This window comes from Cellulomonas algicola, assembly GCF_019024305.1.
GTDB lineage: Bacteria > Actinomycetota > Actinomycetes > Actinomycetales > Cellulomonadaceae > Cellulomonas > Cellulomonas algicola.
On record NZ_JAHKSJ010000002.1, the window covers coordinates 118,405 to 140,628 of the forward strand.

21 protein-coding genes and 1 tRNA gene are annotated in these 22,224 nt (G+C 73.7%); 14 read left to right on the forward strand and 8 right to left on the reverse strand.

Going from position 1 to position 22,224, the window contains the following annotated elements; all coding sequences use genetic code 11:
* Positions 1-125 precede the first annotated feature (125 nt).
* From KOV94_RS00595 to KOV94_RS00635, 9 genes are all read left to right on the forward strand, one after another.
* On the forward strand, positions 126-527 hold the full coding sequence (locus KOV94_RS00595) for a GntR family transcriptional regulator (RefSeq protein ID WP_124341681.1): 402 nt from the start codon (positions 126-128) through the stop codon (positions 525-527).
* The gene (locus tag KOV94_RS00600; RefSeq protein WP_218050935.1) at positions 524-1,435 is read left to right on the forward strand and encodes an ATP-binding cassette domain-containing protein; all 912 of its coding nucleotides are present in this window, start codon (positions 524-526) and stop codon (positions 1,433-1,435) included. The genes KOV94_RS00595 and KOV94_RS00600 overlap by 4 nt, the downstream gene beginning before the upstream one ends.
* A complete protein-coding gene (locus tag KOV94_RS00605; protein ID WP_124341683.1) occupies positions 1,432-2,193 on the forward strand; it encodes a hypothetical protein in 762 nt (253 codons plus the stop codon). Before KOV94_RS00600 ends, KOV94_RS00605 begins: the two co-directional genes overlap by 4 nt.
* A 166-nt stretch (positions 2,194-2,359) precedes the next feature.
* Positions 2,360-3,406, forward strand: a complete 1,047-nt coding sequence (locus KOV94_RS00610) for an ABC transporter ATP-binding protein (protein WP_218050936.1) — start codon at positions 2,360-2,362, stop codon at positions 3,404-3,406.
* 4 nt (positions 3,407-3,410) lie between these two features.
* Positions 3,411-4,223 (forward strand): ABC transporter permease, encoded by an 813-nt coding sequence (locus KOV94_RS00615; RefSeq protein ID WP_218050937.1) that lies wholly within the window; start codon positions 3,411-3,413, stop codon positions 4,221-4,223.
* Positions 4,224-4,573: 350 nt separating this feature from the next.
* Complete coding sequence (locus KOV94_RS00620) at positions 4,574-7,846, forward strand: glycoside hydrolase family 48 protein (RefSeq protein ID WP_218050938.1); 3,273 nt, start codon at positions 4,574-4,576, stop codon at positions 7,844-7,846.
* Between the two features lie 201 nt (positions 7,847-8,047).
* Positions 8,048-9,523 carry a sensor histidine kinase gene (locus tag KOV94_RS00625; protein WP_218050939.1) on the forward strand — a complete coding sequence of 492 codons (1,476 nt, stop codon included), beginning with the start codon at positions 8,048-8,050 and terminating at the stop codon, positions 9,521-9,523.
* Positions 9,511-10,248 (forward strand): response regulator, encoded by a 738-nt coding sequence (locus KOV94_RS00630; RefSeq protein WP_124342310.1) that lies wholly within the window; start codon positions 9,511-9,513, stop codon positions 10,246-10,248. Before KOV94_RS00625 ends, KOV94_RS00630 begins: the two co-directional genes overlap by 13 nt.
* Positions 10,245-11,159 (forward strand): DUF4097 family beta strand repeat-containing protein, encoded by a 915-nt coding sequence (locus KOV94_RS00635; protein ID WP_218050940.1) that lies wholly within the window; start codon positions 10,245-10,247, stop codon positions 11,157-11,159. Before KOV94_RS00630 ends, KOV94_RS00635 begins: the two co-directional genes overlap by 4 nt.
* 72 nt (positions 11,160-11,231) lie before the next feature.
* On the opposite strand, the gene KOV94_RS00640 is transcribed toward KOV94_RS00635, so the two are convergent.
* Positions 11,232-11,305: transfer RNA gene (locus KOV94_RS00640), tRNA-Pro, on the reverse strand.
* A 67-nt stretch (positions 11,306-11,372) separates the two neighbouring features.
* Positions 11,373-11,879: a peptidoglycan-binding domain-containing protein gene (locus KOV94_RS00645; protein WP_124342308.1), complete on the reverse strand. Its 507-nt coding sequence runs from the start codon at positions 11,877-11,879 to the stop codon at positions 11,373-11,375.
* Positions 11,880-12,322: 443 nt separating this feature from the next.
* On the opposite strand from KOV94_RS00645, the gene KOV94_RS00650 reads away from it, so the two are divergent.
* Positions 12,323-12,790, forward strand: a complete 468-nt coding sequence (locus KOV94_RS00650; RefSeq protein WP_124342307.1) for a peptidoglycan-binding domain-containing protein — start codon at positions 12,323-12,325, stop codon at positions 12,788-12,790.
* Between the two features lie 60 nt (positions 12,791-12,850).
* Here the strand turns inward: KOV94_RS00650 and KOV94_RS00655 are convergent, their stop codons facing one another.
* Positions 12,851-13,783: a metallophosphoesterase gene (locus KOV94_RS00655; RefSeq protein WP_124342306.1), complete on the reverse strand. Its 933-nt coding sequence runs from the start codon at positions 13,781-13,783 to the stop codon at positions 12,851-12,853.
* Positions 13,780-16,263, reverse strand: a complete 2,484-nt coding sequence (locus KOV94_RS00660; protein ID WP_218050941.1) for a penicillin-binding protein — start codon at positions 16,261-16,263, stop codon at positions 13,780-13,782. The genes KOV94_RS00655 and KOV94_RS00660 overlap by 4 nt, the downstream gene beginning before the upstream one ends.
* A gap of 210 nt (positions 16,264-16,473) precedes the next feature.
* Here KOV94_RS00660 and KOV94_RS00665 point away from each other — a divergent pair, with 210 nt between their 5' ends.
* The 3 genes from KOV94_RS00665 to KOV94_RS00675 all read left to right on the forward strand — a co-directional run bounded on the left by KOV94_RS00665 (position 16,474) and on the right by KOV94_RS00675 (position 17,540).
* A complete protein-coding gene (locus tag KOV94_RS00665; RefSeq protein WP_304515688.1) occupies positions 16,474-16,773 on the forward strand; it encodes a WhiB family transcriptional regulator in 300 nt (99 codons plus the stop codon).
* Between the two features lie 108 nt (positions 16,774-16,881).
* Positions 16,882-17,043, forward strand: coding sequence for a Sp36 family protein (sp36, locus tag KOV94_RS00670; RefSeq protein WP_218050942.1), 162 nt, complete (start codon positions 16,882-16,884; stop codon positions 17,041-17,043).
* On the forward strand, positions 17,043-17,540 hold the full coding sequence (locus tag KOV94_RS00675; protein WP_124342303.1) for a RidA family protein: 498 nt from the start codon (positions 17,043-17,045) through the stop codon (positions 17,538-17,540). The genes sp36 and KOV94_RS00675 overlap by 1 nt, the downstream gene beginning before the upstream one ends.
* A 100-nt stretch (positions 17,541-17,640) precedes the next feature.
* Here KOV94_RS00675 and KOV94_RS00680 read toward each other — a convergent pair whose 3' ends face one another.
* Together KOV94_RS00680 and KOV94_RS00685 are read right to left on the reverse strand one after the other, a co-directional pair.
* Positions 17,641-18,318, reverse strand: coding sequence for a Crp/Fnr family transcriptional regulator (locus KOV94_RS00680; RefSeq protein WP_124342302.1), 678 nt, complete (start codon positions 18,316-18,318; stop codon positions 17,641-17,643).
* Positions 18,319-18,457: 139 nt separating this feature from the next.
* The gene (locus KOV94_RS00685) at positions 18,458-18,871 is read right to left on the reverse strand and encodes a hypothetical protein (RefSeq protein WP_218050943.1); all 414 of its coding nucleotides are present in this window, start codon (positions 18,869-18,871) and stop codon (positions 18,458-18,460) included.
* Between the two features lie 191 nt (positions 18,872-19,062).
* On the opposite strand from KOV94_RS00685, the gene nth reads away from it, so the two are divergent.
* Positions 19,063-19,767: an endonuclease III gene (gene nth / locus KOV94_RS00690; protein WP_124343868.1), complete on the forward strand. Its 705-nt coding sequence runs from the start codon at positions 19,063-19,065 to the stop codon at positions 19,765-19,767.
* A gap of 83 nt (positions 19,768-19,850) precedes the next feature.
* Here nth and KOV94_RS00695 read toward each other — a convergent pair whose 3' ends face one another.
* Positions 19,851-20,789, reverse strand: a complete 939-nt coding sequence (locus KOV94_RS00695) for an alpha/beta fold hydrolase (RefSeq protein ID WP_218050944.1) — start codon at positions 20,787-20,789, stop codon at positions 19,851-19,853.
* Positions 20,790-20,800: 11 nt separating this feature from the next.
* Positions 20,801-22,081: a Na+/H+ antiporter NhaA gene (gene nhaA / locus KOV94_RS00700; protein WP_218050945.1), complete on the reverse strand. Its 1,281-nt coding sequence runs from the start codon at positions 22,079-22,081 to the stop codon at positions 20,801-20,803.
* Between the last annotated feature and the right edge of the window lie 143 nt (positions 22,082-22,224).

Sequence of the window (22,224 nt, forward strand, 5' to 3'; positions counted from 1 at the left end):
GCCGCACCTGCCGCAACGTGCGAATCACCCCGGACCTTCCCGGGCCCTCTTGTGGCGCAGCGTGGTTCTGTGGTTCATTAGTCGAGTAATGAACCAAGGAACTTCACGACGACAGGAGCAGCCGCATGTTCGACGGCCGTGAACCCCTGTACGTCCAGATCGCCGACCAGATCCGTCAGGACGTCCTCAGCGGCGCCCTCGAGGCCGAGGAGCAGGTCATGTCCACGACGCAGTACGCGACGACCTTCCGCATCAACCCGGCCACCGCCGCCAAGGCGTTCGCCGAGCTGGTCGACGAGGGCGTCCTCTACAAGCGCCGCGGGGTCGGCATGTTCGTCGCCCCCGGTGCCCGCGAGAAGCTGCGCGCCGAGCGCCGCGACACGTTCTTCGCCGACGTCGTCGACCCGGTGCTCGAGCAGGCCCGCCTGCTGGGCATCGACGTGGACGAGGTCGTCGCCCGCCTCCGCGAGCGCGCGGCCACCGCCGCGCAGCCCACCACCGACACCCCCCAGGCAGGTGCCCGATGACCGGCTTCGGCGTCGAGGTCCGCGACCTCACGGCCCGCTACGGCACGACGACCGCGCTCGACGCGGTGTCCTTCGACCTCCGCCCCGGCGCGATCACCGGACTGCTCGGGCGCAACGGCTCGGGCAAGACGACGTTCCTGTCGGTGCTGGCCGCGTTCCGCCGCCGCAACGGCGGGACGATCCTGGTCGACGGCGAGGACCCGTGGGAGAACCCGCGGATCATGGGCGGCACGTGCCTGATCCGCGAGAGCGGCGACGTCGTCCTCGACGAGGCCATCAAGGAGAACCTCGCGTTCCTCGCGGACCGCCGGCCGCACTTCGACCGGGAGGCGGCGGAGGCGCTGCTCGACCGGTTCGAGCTCGACCCCGACAAGCGTCCCGACCGCATGAGCCGCGGCCAGCGCTCGGCGTTCGGCGTCGTCGTCGGCATCGCGACGCGCGCACCGCTCACGCTGCTCGACGAGGTGCACCTCGGCATGGACGCCCCGGCGCGGTACGCGTTCTACGACGCGCTGCTCGCCGACTGGATCGAGCACCCACGCACGATCGTCCTGTCGAGCCACCTGATCGGCGAGGTCGAGCGGCTGCTCGAGGACGTCGTCGTCATCGACAAGGGTCGGGTCATCGCCGCCGACGACGCGACGACCCTGCGCGAGCAGGGGCTCACCGTCACCGGTCCCGCCGACGCCGTCGACGCGTTCGTCGTCGGCCGCCGCGTCGTCGCGCGCCAGACCCTGGGCCGCACCGCGCAGGCCACGGTCATCGGCACGCAGCCCGACGACGACGTCCGCGCCCGTGCGGCCGGCCTCGAGCTCGGCGTCGTCGGGCTGCAGGACCTGTTCGTCCACCTGACCGACCGCGGCGCCGGCGAGACCGCCGACGTCCTCACCGCCCAGGAGTCCCGATGACCGCCGCCACGCCCGCCCTCCCGGCGAAGGCCCGGGCCGGCCACGTCGAGAACCAGACGTGGCTCACCGCCCGCTGGCTGCTGCGCACGCAGGTCTACCTCGCCGCGTGGTTCTGGGGCATCGCCGTCGTGGTCGTCGCGGCCGTGATCGTGATCGTCACCAACGTCGGCGACCTGCACAACAGCATCGTCGCGTTCACGCGGCAGGGCGCCATCTGGTTCCCGTTCTCGGTGTTCATCATCGTCACCACGACGTACTTCCCGATCCACGTCGCGACGGGGCTGACCCGCCGCAGCCTGGTCCGCGGGTCGCTCGTCGCGGCGGCCGCCACGGCCGTGCTCTACGGGGGCGTCTTCTCGCTGCTGCTCCTGGTGGAGCGCGCGGTCTTCGACGCCGCCGGGTGGCAGTGGCAGTTCTTCGACGACCTCTCGGCGGGCGCCGGGCCGGAGACGTTCATCCCCGCCTCGCTGCTCACGTACTTCGTGACGTACGTGTCGGGGCTGCTCGTCGGCATCGTCTACCTGCGCACCGGCGGCTGGTGGGGGACGCTCCTGCTGCCGTTCACGGCCGGCCCGATCCTGCTCGTGTCCGCGTTCTTCGCCGCCGACGCCGGGCCCATCCCCACCGAGACCTGGTTCGGCGGGAACGGCGTGACGACGCCCGTGGCCGTCGCCGCGAGCCTCGTGCTCGTCGCCGTCATGGCGTTCGTCGTCGACCGGCTCGTCCGGACCGCCGACGTGCCCGTCCGCACCAGCTGACCTGACCCGCACCGGCGCACCGACCGCCGGGGCATCCGCACCACCCGCACCTTCTCCGCGCACCACGGGACGGCCCGCACGCCGCTCCCGCGGCACCGCACACCCTCGCACCGGCCCGACGGCCGCTCGAGGCCCACCCGTCGAGCACCGACCCAGGAGGAGCACCATGCCCACCCCCGTGATCGAGGTCGAGCACCTGCGCAAGACCTACGGCCGCAACGTCGCCGTCGACGACGTCTCCCTGCACGTCCAGCCCGGCGAGATCTTCGGGATCCTCGGCCGCAACGGCGCCGGCAAGACGACGACCGTCGAGATCGTCGGCGGCCTGCGCCACGCCGACGCGGGCGCCGTCCGCGTCCTGGGCCTCGACCCGCGCCGCGACGCCCGCCGCCTGCACGAGCGCGTCGGCCTCCAGCTCCAGGAGAGCGAGCTGCCGCCCCGCATCACCGTCCGCGAAGCGCTCGACCTGTACGCGTCGTTCTACGAGGACCCGGCCGACCCGGCCTCGCTCATCACCGACCTGGGCCTGACCGAGAAGGCGGGCACGCGGTTCCAGAACCTGTCGGGCGGTCAGAAGCAGCGCCTGTCCGTCGCGCTCGCGCTGGTCGGCAACCCGGAGATCGCGATCCTGGACGAGCTCACGACGGGCCTCGACCCGCACGCCCGTCGCGAGACGTGGGGCGTCGTCGACGCGATCCGGCAGCGCGGCGTGACGATCGTGCTGGTCACGCACCTCATGGAGGAGGCCGAGCGGCTCTGCGACCGGATCGCGCTCATCGACGCGGGCCGGGTCGTCGCGACGGGCACGCCCGCCGCTCTCGCCGCGCGCGCCACGGCCGAGCAGGTGCTGCGGTTCCGCCCGTCGGCGCCGATGCCCGCCGGGCTGCTCGACCGCACGCCGACCGTCACGCACGTCGCGACGACGGCCGGCGCGACCACCGACGCGACCGCCGCCGACGCGACCGCCGCCGACGCGACCGCCACCGTGACCGCCCCCGCCGACGGCACCGTCGAGGTGCGCGGCACCGACAACGTCGTGCAGGACGTGCTCGTCGCGCTCCACCAGCACGGCATCCGCCCGCTCGGCCTGCATCTGGAGCAGGGCTCGCTCGAGGACGCGTTCGTCGCCCTCACCGGTCGCGCGTCGCAGGACGCCGGCCCGTCCGCCACCACCGCGACGGCCGCGCGCCGCGCGAAGAACCGGGAGAACTGAGGCCATGTCCACGACGACCACCGCCCCCGCCCACGCGGTCGCCCCGCGCCGCCCGTCGGCCGCGCGCGCCCTGCGCCGCCTCACCCTCACGGAGGGGCGCCTGTTCCTGCGGGACCCCTCGAACGCGTTCTTCGCGATCGTCTTCCCCGGGCTCCTGCTCACGGTCCTCGGCCTGGTGATGCCGTGGGCGGACCAGCCGTTCGACGTCGACGACCCGATCCTGTCGCAGTTCACCGCGATCACCGGCTACACGCCGACGGTGCTCGCGCTCGCGGTCGGCACGGTCGCCTTCACGACGTTCCCGACGACGATCGCGACGTACCGTCAGCGCGGCGTCCTGCGCCGGCTGTCGACCACACCGGTCCCGCCGACACGCGTCCTGGTCGCGCAGGTCGCGGTGAACCTCGCGGCCCTGCTCGTGGCGGCGGTGCTCGCGTTCGTGCTCGGCGTGGCCGTGGTGGGCGTGGAGGCGCCCACGCAGCCGCTGCTGGTCGTCGGTGCGTTCGTGCTGTCGGTGCTCGCGGCGTTCGCGGTGGGCTCGCTCATCGCGGCGGTCGCCCCGACCGGCCCGGCGGCGAACGGCATCGGCGCGACCGTCTACTTCATGTCCCTGTTCTTCGCGGGCGTGTGGTTGCCGCTGCCGCTCATGCCCGACGTCGTGCAGACCATCGCGCAGTTCACGCCGCTGGGCGCGGCGGCGCAGGCGATGTCGGCCGCGTGGTTCGGGCAGCCGTTCCCGGGCGTCGAGCTGCTCGCGCTCGCCGGGTGGGCGCTGGTCGGGATCCCGCTCGCGGCGCGGCTGTTCCGCTGGTCGTGACCGTGTGACTGCTCCCGGAGGGGGAGCGCGACGGCCCGCCGGGGAGGTGTCCCGGCGGGCCGTCGTCGTGGGAGCGGCGTGGGAATGCGGCGACGCACCGACGGACCGTGGTCGCGCTCCCACCCGAAAGGTTTAGGAGTCTGGACGGTCCCTGTGCGGTTGCGGATGGTTGGCCCGACCTGCCCGACGTGCACCCCGAGCCGCCCCCGCATCGACGCGAGCGCCGGCCCGGGGCCAGGCCGGGCAGGAGTGCACCTCCGCCACCGTCCCGCGCGTGCCCGCACGGGACCCGGTGGGCACGCCGGCGCGACGTCGCGCGGGCGGGCCCGCACACCAGAAAGGTACGGACGATGTCGTCAACGACCCGCCGGCGAACCGCCTGGGTGGCTGTAGCCACCGTAGGTGTGTCGTCGTTCCTGGCGACCGCGGGGATCACCCCCGCGCTCGCCGCGACCGGAGCGGGCTTGCCCGCCACGGTCACCGTCCCCGCGGCCTCGCCGGTCCGCGCCGCCGTCGACGGCGAGTACGCGAACCGGTTCCTCGCGCAGTACGACAAGATCAAGGACCCGGCCAACGGGTACTTCAGCGCCCAGGGCATCCCGTACCACGCCGTCGAGACCCTCATGGTCGAGGCGCCCGACTACGGCCACGAGACGACCTCCGAGGCGTACTCGTACTGGCTGTGGCTCGAGGCCCTCTACGGCCAGGTCACCCAGGACTGGGCACCGCTCAACCACGCCTGGGACACGATGGAGAAGTACATGATCCCCCAGTCGGTGGATCAGCCCACGAACTCCTTCTACAACCCCAACTCGCCGGCCACCTACGCGCCCGAGTTCAACCACCCGAGCTCCTACCCGTCGCAGCTCAACAGCGGCATCAGCGGCGGCACCGACCCGATCGGCGCCGAGCTCAAGTCGACCTACGGCAACGCGGACGTCTACCAGATGCACTGGCTGGCCGACGTCGACAACATCTACGGCTTCGGCGCCACGCCGGGCGCTGGGTGCACGCTCGGCCCGACCGCGACCGGCACGTCGTTCATCAACACCTTCCAGCGCGGCCCGCAGGAGTCGGTCTGGGAGACCGTCCCGCAGCCGTCGTGCGAGGAGTTCAAGTACGGCGGCAAGAACGGGTTCCTCGACCTGTTCACCAAGGACGCGTCGTACGCGAAGCAGTGGAAGTACACCTCGGCGTCCGACGCCGACGCCCGCGCCGTCGAGGCCGTCTACTGGGCCAACCAGTGGGCGACCGAGCAGGGCAAGGCCGCCGAGGTCGCCGCGACCGTGGCCAAGGCCGCCAAGATGGGCGACTACCTGCGGTACACGCTCTTCGACAAGTACTTCAAGAAGATCGGGTGCACCTCGCCCTCCTGCGCCGCCGGCCAGGGCCGCGAGGCCGCGCACTACCTGCTCTCCTGGTACATGGCGTGGGGCGGCGCGACCGACTCCAACGCCGGCTGGGCGTGGCGCATCGGCTCGTCGCACGCGCACTTCGGCTACCAGAACCCGCTCGCCGCGTGGGCGCTGTCGACCGACGCCAAGCTGACCCCGAAGTCGCCGACCGCCAAGGCGGACTGGGCGGCCTCGATGCAGCGCCAGCTCGAGTTCTACACGTGGCTGCAGGCCTCCAACGGCGGCATCGCCGGTGGCGCGACGAACAGCTGGGACGGCGCCTACGCCACCCCGCCGGCCGGCACGCCGACGTTCTACGGCATGGGCTACACCGAGGCCCCGGTCTACGTCGACCCGCCGTCGAACCGCTGGTTCGGCATGCAGGCGTGGGGCGTGCAGCGCGTCGCCGAGCTCTACTACGCGTCGGGCAACGCCCAGGCGAAGAAGATCCTCGACAAGTGGGTCCCGTGGGTCGTCGCGAACATCTCGACCGACGGCGCCAACTGGAAGGTCCCGAGCGAGCTCAAGTGGACCGGCAAGCCCGACACCTGGAACGCCGCGTCGCCGACCGGCAACCCGGGCCTGACCGTCGAGGTCACGTCCTACGGCCAGGACGTCGGCGTCGCCGGCGACACCGCCCGCGCGCTGCTGTTCTACGCCGCCAAGTCGGGCGACACCGCGTCGCGCGACAAGGCCAAGGCGCTCCTCGACGCCATCTGGACCAACAACCAGGACCCGCTGGGCGTGGCCACGGTCGAGACCCGCGGCGACTACAAGCGGTTCGACGACACCTACGTCGCCAACGGTGACGGCATCTACATCCCGTCCGGCTGGACCGGCACGATGCCCAACGGCGACGTCATCAAGCCCGGCGTGTCCTTCCTGGACATCCGCAGCTTCTACAAGAAGGACCCGCAGTGGTCCAAGGTCCAGGCCGCGCTCGACGGCGGCGCCGACCCGAAGTTCACGTACCACCGGTTCTGGGCCCAGACGGCCATCGCCGGCGCGCTCGCGGACTACGCGCGGCTCTTCGACGACGGCACCACCACGCCGGACACCACGCCGCCGTCGGTCCCGACGGGCCTGCAGGCGGGTCTCGTCACCTCGACCGAGGCGACGATCTCCTGGACGGCCTCGACGGACGACACCCGCGTGGCGTCGTACGACGTGTACCGCGGCACCACGAAGGTCGGCTCGTCGACGACGACCTCCTTCACCGAGACCGGCCTGACCCCCTCGACGGCGTACTCGTACACCGTCCGGGCGGTCGACGCGGCCGGCAACGTGTCCGCGGCGTCCTCGGCGCTCGCGGTCACCACGAAGGCGACGCCGTCCGACACGACGGCGCCGAGCGTGCCGTCGATCCTGTCGAGCGCGAGCACGACGAACAGCGTGACGGTCGTGTGGTCCGCGTCCACGGACAACACGGGCGGCTCGGGCCTCGCCGGGTACGACGTGTACCGCGGCACGACCCGCGTCGGCCAGACGACGGGCACGACGTTCACCGACACCGGCCTCACCGCCGCGACCGCGTACCAGTACTCGGTCCGGGCCCGTGACGTCGCCGGCAACGTGTCCGCCGCCTCGACGGCCGTCACGGTCACCACGAAGTCCGACACCACGCCGGACACGACCGCACCGAGCGTCCCGACGGGCCTCACCGCCACGACGGTCGGCGAGACGAGCGTGACCCTCACGTGGAACGCGTCCACCGACACCGGTGGCTCGGGCCTCGCGGGCTACGACGTCTACCGCGGCACGACGAAGGTCGGCTCGCCGACCTCCGCCACGTACACCGACAGCGGCCTCACCGCCGCGACGGCGTACCAGTACACCGTCCGGGCACGGGACGTCGCGGGCAACGTGTCCGCCGCGTCGAGCGCCCTGTCGGTCACGACGAAGTCGGGCCAGCAGACCGGCTCGTGCAAGGTCACGTACAACGCCAGCAGCTGGAACAACGGCTTCACCGCCTCGGTGAAGGTCACCAACACCGGCACGACCGCCCTGAGCAGCTGGAGCCTCGGCTTCACGTTCGCCAACGGTCAGAAGGTGCAGCAGGGCTGGAGCGCGAACTGGACGCAGTCCGGGTCGACGGTGACCGCGACGAACGCCGCGTGGAACGGCACCCTGGCCCCCGGCCAGAGCGTCGACATCGGCTTCAACGGCTCGCACTCGGGCACGAACACCAACCCGACGGCGTTCACGCTCAACGGCGCGGCCTGCAGCTGACGCCACCCGCACGACACCGAGGCCGGTCCGGGCACGTCCCGGGCCGGCCTCGGCCGCGTCCGCGCGCCGCTCGGGGCGGACGCGTGCTGGCCGGCCCTGACGTCGGCTGCGCCGGGCTCGCGACGGTGGGGTTGTCCCTACCCCCACCTCGGGGGTGGGCGTGCTGTCGACGAGGGGTCGCCGACGCCTAGGTTCGACGACATGGCCACTCCGACCGTCCCGCCCGCACCGGGCGCACCGCCGCACCAGCCGCCGGCACCCGCCGCGGCGCGCGCGTCCGGCCCGTCCGCCGCGACCGCGCCGTCCCCGGCCAGACCCGCGGCCCCGACGACCACCGACGACGCGCGCGTCGTCGCCCCGGCGTTCTTCTCGGGGCAGGCACTCCTGCGGGCCCCGGGCGACGCCGCCACGTGGCGCGCGGTCGCGCAGGTCGCGATCGGCTGGCCGTGGCTCCTGACGTTCGGGATCCTCGCGCTCGTCTGGACGCTGACCTCCGCGGGACTCGTCGCCGCGTTCGGCGTCGGCCTGCCGATGCTCGTCGGCGGGCTGGTCGCGGGGCAGTGGTTCGCCCGTGCCGAGCGCGCCCGCGTCGCCGCCCAGACGGGTGTCGTCGTCGGCGCCCCGACCTACCGCCGCGGCCCCCGGCCCGGGTGGTGGCGTTGGGGCACGTGGTGGGCGGTCCTGTCGGACGGCCGCCGCTGGGCGCACCAGGTGTACGCCGTCGCCGGCCTGGGCGTCTCGTCGCTCGGGTGGGCGCTCGTCTTCGGCCTCGCCGGTGCGGGCGTCGGTGCCGTCGCGTTCCCCGGCTACGGGCACGGCTCGGTCGTCGACGACTGGTTCGGCCTCGCGTGGCCGCTCGTGATCCTCGTCACCGTGCTCGGCGGCGTCGCGCTGCTGTGGCTCGCCGCGCTCGCCGCGCAGGCCACCTCGCTCGTCACCGTGCGCCTGGCCCGCGCGCTCCTCGGCCCGACGGCCCAGTCCGAGGCGCTGGTCGAGGCCCGCGCGGCCGTCGACCGGGCCGAGGTCCGCGCCGAGCAGCTGCGCGAGACCCGGACCGCCGCCGTCGGCGCGGCCGACGAGGAGCGCCGCCGCATCGAGCGCGACCTGCACGACGGCGCCCAGCAGCGGCTCGTGGCCCTCGGCGTGGAGCTCGGCGCGGCCAAGCGTGCCGCGACCCGCGACCCCGAGACCGCCGCCGCCGCGCTCGACCACGCGCACCGCGAGGTCAAGGAGACCCTGGCCGAGCTGCGCGACCTGGTCCGCGGCATCCACCCGGCCGTCCTCACCGACCGCGGCCTCGACGCGGCGCTGTCGGCGCTCGCCGCCCGCACACCCGTGTCCGTCACGGTCGACGTGCCCACGCCCGAGACGCTCGCGCTCGCCCCGGCCGCCACGCAGGCCGCCGCGTACTTCGTCGTCGCCGAGGCGCTCACGAACGTCACCAAGCACTCGGGCGCGCAGAGCGTGCTCGTGGAGGCGACGGTCGTGCAGGGCGCGACCGGACCCGCGCTCCGCGTGGTCGTCGCCGACGACGGCACGGGCGGCGCGACCGCCACGCCCGGCAGCGGGCTGGACGGACTGCGCAGCCGTGTCGCCGCGCTCGACGGCACGTTCGACCTCGACAGCCCCGCCGGAGGCGGGACCCGGCTCACCGTGGAGGTGCCGTGCGCATCGTGATCGCGGAGGACTCCGTCCTCCTCCGGGACGGCCTGTCCCGCCTGCTCGAGGCGGAGGGCCACCAGGTGACCGGGTACCCGACGGCCGACGAGCTCGTCGCCGCTCTCGGCACCGGGACCGCCGGCGACGACCTGCCCGACGTGGTCGTCACCGACGTCCGGATGCCGCCCAGCCACACCGACGAGGGCCTGCGCGCCGCCGTCCACCTGCGCAGCCTGCACCGCCGCCTGCCGATCCTCGTGCTGTCGCAGTACGTCGAGCAGCGGTACGCCGCCGAGCTCTTCGCGGGCGACGTGCGCGGCCTCGGGTACGTGCTCAAGGACCGCGTCGCGGACGTGGAGGAGTTCCTCGACGCCCTGCAGCGGGTGGCCACCGGCGGCACCGTCATCGATCCCGAGGTGGTGGCCCAGATCCTCGCCCGCACCCGCAGCACCGGCCTGGAGACGCTCACGCCCCGTGAGCGCGAGGTGCTCGGCCTCATGGCCGAGGGCCGGTCCAACACCGCGATCGCCGAACGCCTCGTCGTCGGGCTGCCCGCCGTCGAGAAGCACGTCACGTCCATCCTCACCAAGCTCGGCCTGCCGCCCGACGCCGACGACCACCGCCGCGTGCTCGCCGTCCTGCGCTGGCTCGAGCACGGCCCGACCGCCGCCCAGCCCGGCCCGGTCGTCACGCCGCCCGGCGGCGTCGGCACCGGCCGCCCCACGAACGGAGCACGCGCATGACCGCCACCCTGCAGCAGCCGCCCGTCACCCCCGTCGGCTCGCCGCCCACCGACCCGACCCGCACGCCGCTCGGCCGCACCCTCCTGTGGGCCGGTGTCGCCCTCGGCGTCGCGACGATCGCGTGGGGCGGCGTCCAGGTCGCCGACCTCGCGATGTCGAGCACCGAGCGCGCGAGCGCCACCTACGACGCCGCCGACGTCGTCGAGCTCGTCGCCGACGGGCGCGTGTCCGTGTTCGCCGGCGACGAGGACCTGGTCGACGTCGAGCGCATCGCCCGCAGCGGCTTCTCGTCGCCCACCTACTCCGTGCAGCAGCGCGGCGACCGGCTCGTCGTCCGGCACGAGTGCGGCTCGTGGTTCGGCGTCTGCACGGGTGCGCTCCAGGTGCACGTCCCGCGCGACACGCACGTCGTGGTCCGGACCTCCAACGGCGACGTCCTGGCGCGCGGCCTGGCCGGCGACCTCGAGGCGCGGACCTACGACGGCCGCGTCGAGGCCGACCGGATCACCGGCGACGCGCAGCTGCACTCGAGCAACGGCGACGTGATCGTCACCGACGTCTCCGGCGACGTCACCGCGCGGACCTACGACGGCCGGATCGACGCGCAGGGCGTCGGCGGCCGCATCGAGGCCGTCACGAGCAACGGCGACGTCCAGGTCGTCGACGTGGGCGGCGACGCGATCGCGCGGAGCAGCGACGGGAGCATCGAGGTCGCGGACGTGCAGGGTGACGTCGAGGCCGCCACCAGCAACGGGGACGCGACGGTGTTCGGCACCGGCGAGCCCGTCGCGCTGACGATCTCCACGTCGAACGGCCGCCAGACCGTCGAGGCTCCGACCGACCCGTCCGCGCCGCGCACGGTGCTCATCCGCAGCTACGACGGCCACGTGTCGTACCTCGCCCCGCGCTGACGACCGCCCGCACCCGTGGGCATGACGAGAGGCCCGGACCGGCATGATGCCGATCCGGGCCTCTCGTGTCTGTCGGGGTGGCGGGATTCGAACCCACGACCTCTTCGTCCCGAACGAAGCGCGCTACCAAGCTGCGCCACACCCCGTGGAGCCCCGTAAGGATAGCCGACGGACGCCGCTAGGACGAAACTCGATCCGGTCGCGGGGGTGCGCTCACCTGATGTTGTAGCAGTAGCCCGTGAATCCGGTGCCGTCGGCGTTCTTGCCCGGCACGAGGAGCTTCGCCTGCGTGTTGGCGCCGTAGATGCCGTCGGCCTTCAGGCCGTAGGACGCCTGCACCTGCTTGAGCGCCGTCTCGGTCTGCGCGCCGAACCACCCGTCGACGGTGATCGGCTTGCGGTAGCAGAGGTTGAGCGCCGACTGGAGCTCCCAGACGGCGCTGTAGGACGCCTGGAACCCGAGGCGCATGACGACCACCGGGTTGCTGCCGTTCTTCATCCAGCACGAGGAGAGGCCGACCATGTCCGCGGACGGCGGGGTGATGTACGGGCCGTATCCCGTGGCGCGCGGGTAGGCCTGGTAATGGCACTCCGGGACGGCTGCGCTCGACGCGGTCGCCGTGGCCGCCAGCGAGCCGGCGGCGAGCACGCCGACGGCCAGTGCTCGGGTGAGGGTGCGGAAGAGTCGTGTCCGCGGTCGGACTGCGGTCTCGGTCGACATCGGGCCTCCTTGCCTGGGTCCGCCGACGGCGGGACGTCGTGGTCGCCCGGCCGGAGCCGAGGCGACAGTCAGCGCGAGTATGACGCGCATGACAAGCACTCAAAACCCTCTTTCCACTGTGATTCAGATGACATCGCATTGCTCAGACGCGTCCCTGCGAATTCCGCCAGAGTCCCCGTGTCCGCCGACGGGAGACGCGTCCGGGCGGGTCGCACGAGGGGGGCGTGCGACGAGGAGCTCGACGTCGAGCCAACCGGGGGCGTGCGTCGCCGCCCTGTGCGTGATCCGTCGCAGGAACGGACCACAGGCAGCCGCGTCGACAGCAGCGGCGATCACCGCACGCCAGCGACAGCCGCACCTCTCGGGCTGGCGCAGTCGCGGGGCGTCGACCGACGCGCCGCCACGACAGAGCCGTCCCGCCCGGGACGGAGAAGGAGAGCGACATGCACATCTCTCGCTGGGCACGAACCGTCGCCGTTGCACTGGTGGTCGCCGGGGCGACGACGGTCGCCGCATCCGCACCGGCGTCGGCGGCGCTGCCCGTCTGCAACGCCGCCGCTTGGGTCTCGGACATCAAGGGACACGGCCAGTTCGGGCGGGAGTTCCGGCGCTACCAGCCGCTCCGCAACGACGTGGTCCACTTCAACCAGTGCTACCTGGCGGTCGGGACGCGGGGCGAGCCGGTGCGTGCGCTCCAGGTCGCCCTCAACGCGTGCTACTCGCGAGGGCTGGTCGCCGACGGCATCTACGGGACGAAGACGCGCGACGCGCTCGCCGCCGTCCAGCGGTCGCTCGGCCGGACCGCCGACGGCCAGTTCGGCCCGGACACGGAGTACTGGATGCGCTTCCCCGACTACTGGTCGTCCGACGGCACCTTCGCCGGGTGCGAGTCGAGCTGGGAGCGCCGGTAGTCGTGGCCGTTCGCCGGCGGACTCTCGCTCGACGACGTGCGAGGGCCGCCGGCGGCAGCACTAGGCGGCGACGAAGCTGAGCAGCGTCGCCTCCGGGCGGCACGCGAACCGCACGGGGGCGTAGGGCGACGTGCCCAGCCCTGCGGAGACGTGCAGCCAGGACGACCCCGCGCCGCCCGGGCGGTCCGGGCGCGGGCCCGGCCAGCCGTGCAGGCCCTTGGCCCGGCGCGTGTCGAGGTCGCAGTTCGTGACGAGCGCGCCCCACAGCGGGACCGCGAGCTGGCCGCCGTGCGTGTGGCCCGCGATCGTCACGTCGGCGTCGTCGGCGTGCATCGCGTCGAGCACGCGGCGGTAGGGCGCGTGCGTGACGCCGAGGTGCAGGTCGACCGGCGTCGAGCCCGTGCGGGCGTCGTCGTCCCCGCCCGCCGCGGGGAAGCGGTCGCGGTCGAGGTGCGCGTCGTCCGTGCCGACGAGCGACAGGACGCGCCCGTCGACCTTCACGACGTCCCGGCGGTTCGACAGGTCGATCCACCCGGCGGCGGTGAACCGGGCGACGAGCTCGCGCCACGGCAGCTCGACCGGCTTGACCGGACCGGCGCCGCGCGAGTCCGGCAGGAGGTAGCGGGCGGGGTTCTTGGGGCGCGGCGCGACGTAGTCGTTCGACCCGAGCACGAACACGCCCGGCCGGGCCAGGTGCGGCTCGAGCGCCTCCAGGAGCGCCGGCATGGCGTCGAGGTGCGCCCAGTTGTCACCGGTGTCGACGACGAGGTGCGGGTCCAGGGACGCGAGGTCGCGCACCCAGTCGACCTTGCGGCGCTGCCCGGGCGTCAGGTGCAGGTCCGACAGGTGCAGCACCCGCAGCGGGTCCTGCCCGGTCGGCAGCACCGGCACGGTCACCTCGCGCAGCGTGTACCACTGCGCCTCGACGACGGACCAGGCGAGCGCGCCGGCACCGAGGAGCGCCGCGGTGCCGAGCGTGCGTCCGACCGTCACGGCTGACCGCGACCGTTGCCGCCACCCGGACCGCCGCCGTTGTTCCCGCCGCCGTCACCACCGCCTGGCCCGGGGCCGGGTCCGGGGCCCGGACCGCCGCCCTGGCCGTTGGACAGCTTCAGCGTGATCGTGGCGCCCTTGTTCGCCTGACCGGACGGGCTCTGCTCGGCGACCAGGCCGGCGCCGACGCTCGACGCCACCTGCTGCCCGTCGACGCGGACCTTGAAGCCGCGCTGCTCGAGGATCGCTCGGGCGTCGCCCTCGCTCCGACCGATCACGCTCGGCACGTTGACCTTCTCACCGAACACGAGCTTGTCGTCGGGTGCGGCGAAGCCCGGGTTGTCACCGCCGGCGAGCGCCTGGACCATGAACCGCTTCCAGGTGGGGGCCGACACGGTCGCACCGAACGCACGGTCGACCCACTTGCTGCCGACGTACATCCGCTTGACCTGACGCTTCGACTCCTTGGGGTCACCGAGCCACACGGCGGTCGCGAGGCGCGGCGTGTAGCCGACGAACCACGTCTGCTCGTTCTCGGAGGTCGTGCCGGTCTTGCCGGCGGACGGGAACGGCGGCGCGCCGACGCCGTCGGCGGTGCCCTGCCAGACGCCGCTCAGCGCGAAGTTCATGGTGTTGGCGACGCGCGGCTCGATCGCCTGGTGGCAGGCCGCGTCCGGGACCGGCAGCGGGGCGCCGTTGGTGTCGGTCACCGCCGTGATCGCGATCGGCTTGCAGTACACGCCGCCCGACGCGAAGGCGGCGAACGCCGACGCCATCGTCAGGGGGGCGACGACGTCCGTGCCCAGCACGTTCGACGGGTTGACGCCGAAGCGCGTGCTGCCCTTGAGCAGCCGGTCGATCGTGCCGTCGTCCCGCTCGCGGCCCTTGGCGCGGTGCACGCCGATCGACTCGGCAGCGTCGCCGATGTTGCACATGTCGAGCTCCATCGCCATGGACAGGTAGGCGAGGTTGACCGAGTTCCGCGTGGCGTCGAGGACGGTCATCATGCTGCCGTTGCCCTCGGAGTTGTTCGGCGTGTACGGAGCGTTGCCCGCCTTGGCGCCGCAGATGCGGAACATATTCTCGTTGAGCGGGCGCTTGGCGCCGTTGACGACCTCGTAGAGGCTGTGCCCGGCCTGGAGCCACGCGAGCAGCGTGAACGGCTTGTAGGTCGAGCCGGGGGCGAAGCCGCCGGACGCGCCGTACGCGAAGTCGGTGTTGAAGTTGATCGGCTCCTCGCCGGGGTTGGCGGCGACGGGCGCGTAGATGCGGTTCTGCGCCATCGCGACGATCTTGCCGCTGCCCGGCTCGACGCTGACGAGCGCGTGCCCGAGGCGGCTGGAGTCGTCGACCGGCACGGCGGCCTTGACCTCGGCGTCGGCGATCGCCTGCTTGCCCGGGTCGAGCGTCGTCGTGATCGTCAGGCCGCCCTGGTAGAGGAGCGCCTTGCGCGCCGCGGCGTCCGCGCCGAAGGTCTCGTCGTTGACGATCACCTTGGTGACGAAGTCGCAGAAGTAGCCCGAGCCGGGGACCGCGTCGCTCGCGGCGATGCACCCGACGCGCAGCGGGTGGACGTTCAGCGTCGCCTCGACGGGCGTCGCGAGCCCGGTCTGGAACTCCTCGTCGGTGATGTAGCCCTGGTCGTGCATGGTGAGCAGGACGGTGTCCCGGCGCTCCTTCGACACGACCGGGTCGCGCACGGGGTCCCAGTGGGTGGGGCTCTGCGTGACGCCGGCGATGGTGGCGGCCTGGAGGTAGTTGAGGTCCTTCGCGGGGATCCCGAAGTAGTACTGCGCGGCGGCCTCGGCGCCGTAGACCTTGATGCCGAACTGCGCGATGTTGAGGTACTTCTCGAGGATCTCGTCCTTCGTCATCTGCTTCTCGAGCGCGATGGCGAGCTTCGCCTCCCGCAGCTTGCGGGCGTACCCCTCGGGACCGTCGGCCTCGGTCGCGGCCTGCATCGCCGCGAGCCGCTCCGCCTCGGTCTCCTTGGTGGCGGCGGCCTGGATCAGCACGTTCTTGACGTACTGCTGCGTGAGCGTCGACGCGCCCTGCTGACCGTCGTCGGCGCCGCCGAGCGCACCCTTGACGGCGGCGCGCAGCATGCCGGGCGGGTCGACGCCCGCGTGCTGGTAGAACCGCTTGTCCTCGATCGCGACGACCGCGTGCTGGAGCTGGATCGAGATCTCCGACAGGGGGACGACGACCCGGTCCTCGCTGAAGAACGTCGCGAGCAGCGTGCCGTCGGCCGCGAGGATCACGGACTTCTCGGGGAGCTGGGTCGGCTCGAGCTCGGTCGGCAGGTCGTCGAACGCGGTGACCGTGAGGTCGGTGACCTCGTCGGCGACGGCGACCCCGGGCAGCACGAGGCCGGCGGCGAGCACGCCGCTGACGCCCGCGACGAGCACGAACGACAGCAGGAGCGCCAGGGCCTGGAACGCGTTGACCTGGCGGCCCCGCGCGCGCGGAGGATGCGGCATGGCGACAGGGTAGTCGGGGCGCCTCAGAAGCCCGTCTTCCTGGGCCTCGAAGGGTGCGACCTGCACCGGACCTGCACACGTCGCGGACTGGTCAAGCGTCCATCTGGCGAAATGACCCGTTAGGAGTCTCGCCAGACGGACGCTTGACCGACTAGTTTCCCCGCAGGACACGGGTGCCCGCGGCACCCGTCCGTCTTCTCTGGAGGGTGAGTGGCAACCGTCACGCTGGACGCGCACTGGACCGCGATCGCCGCCTGTGGCACGGGCAAGCTGTCACCGGACGCGCTCTTCGTCGAGGGCGCGGCCCAGCGGGAGGCGCGCTCCGTGTGCACCGGCTGCCCCGTCCGGCTGGAGTGCCTCGCCGACGCGCTCGACAACCGCATGGACTTCGGCGTCTGGGGCGGGATGACCGAGCGCGAGCGGCGTGCGCTGCTGCGCCGCCGCCCCGAGGTCCGCTCCTGGCACGCCGAGCTCGTGGGCATCGAGACGGGCGTGCTGCCGGTCCGGTGAGAGCGCTTGCACGGCACCGTCGCCGTGCACGTCGGGGGTCTCTCGAGCCGCTGACGACGGGTCGGTCGACCGACCGTCGGCCGTGCCTCGTCCCGCTAGGGTGAGCGCATGGCGACGCAGCAGTGGGAGTACGCGACGATCCCCCTCATCATCCACGCGACCAAGCAGATCCTGGACCAGTGGGGCGCCGACGGGTGGGAGCTCGTCCAGGTGATCCAGGGCCCGGACGCCGGCCTGGTCGCCTACCTCAAGCGCCCGAGGCAGGCCTGATGGGCGTCGCCGCCCGGCTGGCCGAGCTCGGGCTCGAGCTGCCGACGGTCGCCGCGCCCCTCGCCGCGTACGTGCCCGCGCTGCGCGACGGCGACACCGTGTGGACGTCCGGGCAGCTGCCCTTCGTCGCGGGCGCGCTGCCCGCGACGGGCAAGGTCGGCGACGGCGCGGGCCTGATCGCCCCCGACGAGGCCGCCGGGTACGCCCGGACGGCCGCGCTCAACGCCCTGGCCGCCGTCGCGGCGGCCGTCGCCGCGGACGGTGGTCCGACCGGCGCCGACGCGCTCGACCGGATCGCGCACGTCGTGAAGGTCGTCGGGTTCGTCGCGAGCGACCCCGCCTTCACCGGTCAGCCGGGGGTCGTGAACGGCGCGAGCCTCCTGCTGCACGAGGTGCTCGGCGACGCCGGCGTGCACGCGCGCTCCGCGGTGGGCGTCGCGGTGCTGCCGATGGACTCGCCCGTCGAGGTCGAGCTCGTCGTGCGCCTGCGCGACTGACCCCGCACGCGACTGACCCTGACCGCCGCGCGCGGGCAGACGAACGGCCCCGGTCCCATCGGACCGGGGCCGTCGTACGTCTCGTGCGGCGCGGCTGCCCTCAGCGCGCGCGGCGCTCCAGGCGGTCGATGTCGAGCAGGACGACGGCGCGGCCCTCGCGCCGCACCCACCCGCGCGCGGCGAAGTCGGCGAGCGCCTTGTTGACGGTCTCGCGCGACGCGCCGACCAGCTGCGCGAGCTCCTCCTGCGTGAGGTCGTGCGCGACGCGGACGCCCTCGTCGACCTTCTCGCCGAACCGGGTCGACAGGTCGAGCAGGGCCTTGGCGACGCGGCCGGGCACGTCGGAGAAGACGAGGTCGGCGAGCGCCTCGTTGGTGCGGCGCAGGCGGCGTGCGAGGGCCTGCAGCAGCTGCTGCGCGACCGACGGCTTGTCCTGGAGCCACCTGATGAGGTCGGCGTGGCCGAGCTCGAGCACCTCGGCGTCGGCGACGACGGTCGCGGTCGCGGTGCGCGGGCCCGGGTCGAACAGGGACAGCTCGCCGAACATCTCGCCCGGACCGAGCACGGCGAGGAGGTTCTCGCGGCCGTCGTTGGAGCGTCGTCCGAGCTTGATCTTGCCGTCGCGCACGACGTACAGCCGGTCCCCGGGCTCGCCCTCGTGGAACAGCGTGTCGCCGCGCACGAGGTGGAGCTGCTTCATGGTCGCGACGAGCGCCCCGGACGTCTCGACGTCCAGCCCCGCGAAGAGGGGGGCTGCCAGCACGATGTCGTCCTCCACCGTGGCTCCTTCCTTCCCGGCCCGACCCGACGGTCACCGGCCTGACGACCGCGCGCGAACCGTCTGGCTCGGTGGCGGTACCCGTCCGGCGTCCTGGTCTCGGGCACCGGCCATCTCACAGTTTGCCGTATGAGGGGCCTCAGCCCCGACCGATGGGCTCCTGGAGGCACGCGGCGGTCGCCTCGGGGTCGAGCGCGAGCCGCGTGATGAGCTGGTCCGTGGTGTCGGAGAGGGCCGACGCGACCCCGGCCTCGTAGCGCGCGAGCTGCTCGTCGAGGGCGCGCAGGCCGTCGAGCGCGGCGAGCTCGTCCGCCCGGGTCCCGGTGAGGACGGCGGCGAGCTCGGCAGGCCGCGGCACGTCGACGCCGACGTCGAGGGGCAGCTGGAAGGCGACGTCCTCGCCGAGCGTCTGCGGGCGTGCGACCTGCGCGACGGCCAGGTCGAGCCGCGCGCGGACCAGCCGGCGCCACCACCCGACGCGCGCACGCTCGGCGCGCAGCGCGCGGCGGTCGAGACGCAGGTCGCGCACGCGCTGCTCGGTGGGTGCAGTCATCGGGGTGAGCCTCCAGGTCCTCATCCCGTCGTTCGGCGCGCGCGGGCCGGGACTTGAGCCGTGCGCCCGACCAGTTCGTCCGCAGGTCAGCGCGTTGGGCCGACGGGGCGACGGGCGCTGGGCCGAGGGGGCGACGCACGCCCGGGCGGGCCGCCCGGCGGGTGTCACCGGTGCGGCCTACGCTGCGACGCGTGAGCGACTCGCCGGGCACGACCGAGACCCCCCTCGCACGGACCCGTCGCGCCCGCCGGGTCGACCGCGCGCTCGAGGTCCGCTACCCGGACGCCCGCTGCGAGCTCGACTTCACGTCGCCGTTCGAGCTGCTCGTCGCGACGGTGCTGTCCGCGCAGACGACCGACGTGCGGGTCAACCTCACGACGCCGACGCTCTTCGCGCGGTACCCCGACCCGGCCGCGCTCGCCGCGGCCGCCCCCGACGAGCTCGAGGAGATCCTGCGGCCGACGGGGTTCTTCCGGGCCAAGGCGCGCGCGGTGACGGGCCTGTCGGCGGCGCTCGTCGAGCGGCACGGCGGGGTCGTGCCGCACCGGCTCGAGGACCTGGTGAAGCTGCCCGGCGTCGGGCGGAAGACGGCGAACGTCGTGCTCGGCAACGCGTTCGGCATCCCGGGGATCACGACGGACACGCACGTGCTGCGGCTGTCGCTGCGGCTCGGCTACACGACGAGCGAGGACCCGCTGGTCGTCGAGCGCGAGCTGGGGGAGCTGCTGCCGCGCAAGGACTGGACCATGGCGTGCCACCGGCTGATCTTCCACGGGCGGCGCACGTGCTTCGCGCGCAAGCCCGCGTGCGGCGCGTGCCCGGTCGCGGCGTGGTGCCCGTCGGCGGGCATCGGGGAGAACGACCCGGTGCGCGCGACGGCGATGCTCAAGGGCTGAGGCGCGACGCCCCGGCTCACGGGCCGACGGGCGGTCCGGGGCCGCAGGGCTTGGCCTGGGACCTCTCGGGCTGGACCGGCGCGTCAGGGGCTGACGAGCGCCGTCTCGGAGAGCCAGTCGAGCAGCACCTCGGACACGACGTCCGGGGCCTCGTCAGGCAGCCAGTGGCCCGCGGACGGCACGAGCTCGTACCGGTAGCGCTCGGCGACGAGCGCCGTCGTGGAGGCCGACAGCGGCGCGTACGTCGCCGGCCGCAGCCCGTCGCGCCCGCCGTGCACCTGCAGGACGGGCAGCGGCCGGGTCTGCTCGAGCGCCGCGTGGTAGCGGCGGCCGTCGAGCCGCGGCATCGACCGGACCAGCCAGCGCAGCTGCTCCATCTGGCTGTGCGCCGCGAACGGCACCCGGACGGCCTCGCGGTACCGCTGCTCGGTCGCCGCGTCGAGCCACCCGGGCGCGCCGCCCCACTCGGTCAGCAGGGTGCGGACCAGGTCGCCGCGCTGGAGCGCACGCTCGGGGAACGACGGGAGCTGGGCGAACGCGAGCCGACGCCACGCGCCGGCCCGCAACGCGGTGCGCGGGTGGCCGTGCACGTCGAGCGGGTGCGGGGCGCCGAGCGCGGCCACGGCCTGCACGACGTCGGGCTGCAGCGCCGCCATGGCCCAGGCGATCTCGCCGCCCGTGCCGTTGCCCACGACGATCGCGCGCGACGCGCCGAGCGACCGGACGACGCCCGCGACGTCCGCGGCGAGCGTCGGGACGTCGTACCCCTGCGGCGGCTTGTCGGACGAGCCGGTGCCGCGCACGTCCATCGCCGCGACGCGGTACCCGGCGTCCGCGAGCGCGGGGATCTGCCGTCGCCAGGCCCACCAGAACTGCGGCACGCCGTGCAGCAGCACGACGAGAGGCGTGTCGCGGTCGTCGGGACCGGAGACGGTGACGTGGAACCGGGCGCCGTTCGCGGCGACGAACCGGTGCCGCCACGGTCCCTCGATCAGGAGCGTCGCGGAGTCGACGGTGCTCATCGGAGCCGAACCTACCCGCTGGCGGGGGTCCCGTGGGCGTCCCGGCGGGCGGACGCGTGGTGCCGGTCCCGCTGCCACAGCGCGAGACCGCCCGCGCACGCGGCGACGAGCGACCCCGCGAGCACCGCGACGACCACGTGCTCGTCGTGCGCGCTGCCGGCCCCGAACGCGAGCTCGCCGACGAGCAGCGACACCGTGAACCCGATGCCGCCGACGAGCCCGACGGCGAGCACGTCGGCCCAGCCCAGCCCGGGCGCGAGCGACGCGCGCGTGAACCGGGCGACGAGCCACGTCGCGCCGAGGATGCCCAGGGGCTTGCCGACGACGAGCCCGAGCGCGACGCCCTGCGCGACGGGGTCGGCGACCGCGTCCCGGACCACGGCCGCGCTGAACGTGACACCGGCCGCGAACACCGCGAACACGGGGACCGCGAAGCCCGCGGAGACCGGCCGCCAACGGTGCTCCCACCGCTCGGCGAGCGACTCGGCGGGCGTCTCGCGCAGCCGCAGCGCGCGCTGCGTGGCCTGCGGCGTCGCGGGCACGACGAGCCCGAGCAGCACGCCCGCGATCGTCGCGTGCACGCCGGACGCGTGCATGAGCGCCCACGCGAGCACGGCGAGCGGCAGGAGCAGCCACGGGGTCGTGAGACCGCGCGCCAGGGCGAGTGCGAACAGCGCGACGACGACGAGCGAGGCCGCGAGCGTGAGCAGCGCGACGTGGTCGGTGTAGACCACGCCGATGACGATGATCGCGAGCAGGTCGTCGACGACCGCGAGCGTCAGCAGGAACGCCCGCAGCGCGTTCGGCAGCGACCGACCGACGACCGCGAGCACCGCGACCGCGAACGCGATGTCGGTCGCGGTCGGGACCGCCCAGCCGGTCGGGTCGCCGGCCGGTGCGCTCAGGTTGACGGCGAGGTAGAGCGCGGCCGGGACGAGCATGCCGCCGACGGCCGCGACGATCGGGACGACCGCGGTGCGCGGGTCGCGCAGCTCACCCGCGACGATCTCGCGCTTGAGCTCGAGGCCGACGACGAAGAAGAAGATCGCGAGCAGCCCGTCCGTCGCCCACGCGGACACCGACAGGTCGAGGTGCAGGGCCGCGGGACCGACGACGGTCGTCGACACGGCCTCGTACGACGACGGCGACAGGTTGGCCCACAGCAGCGCGACGACCGTGCCCACCAGGAGCAGGACGCCGCCGGTGCGCTCCTCGCGGAGCGTGTCGAGGAGGTTGCGCTCGCCGCCCGGGGTGAGGGCGGCGAACAGGCGAGGGGCGGGACGACGGGTCACGGGCGACCTCCGGGCGCGACAGCAGGACTGCCGACCAGACTTCCCGGCGCACCGCGGACCAGGGTAGCGGTGCGTGGCGGGCAGGCGCGGAGGGCGCCCGCGAGCGGGGGGCGCGCGTGGCGACGGTGCGACGGGTGCACGAC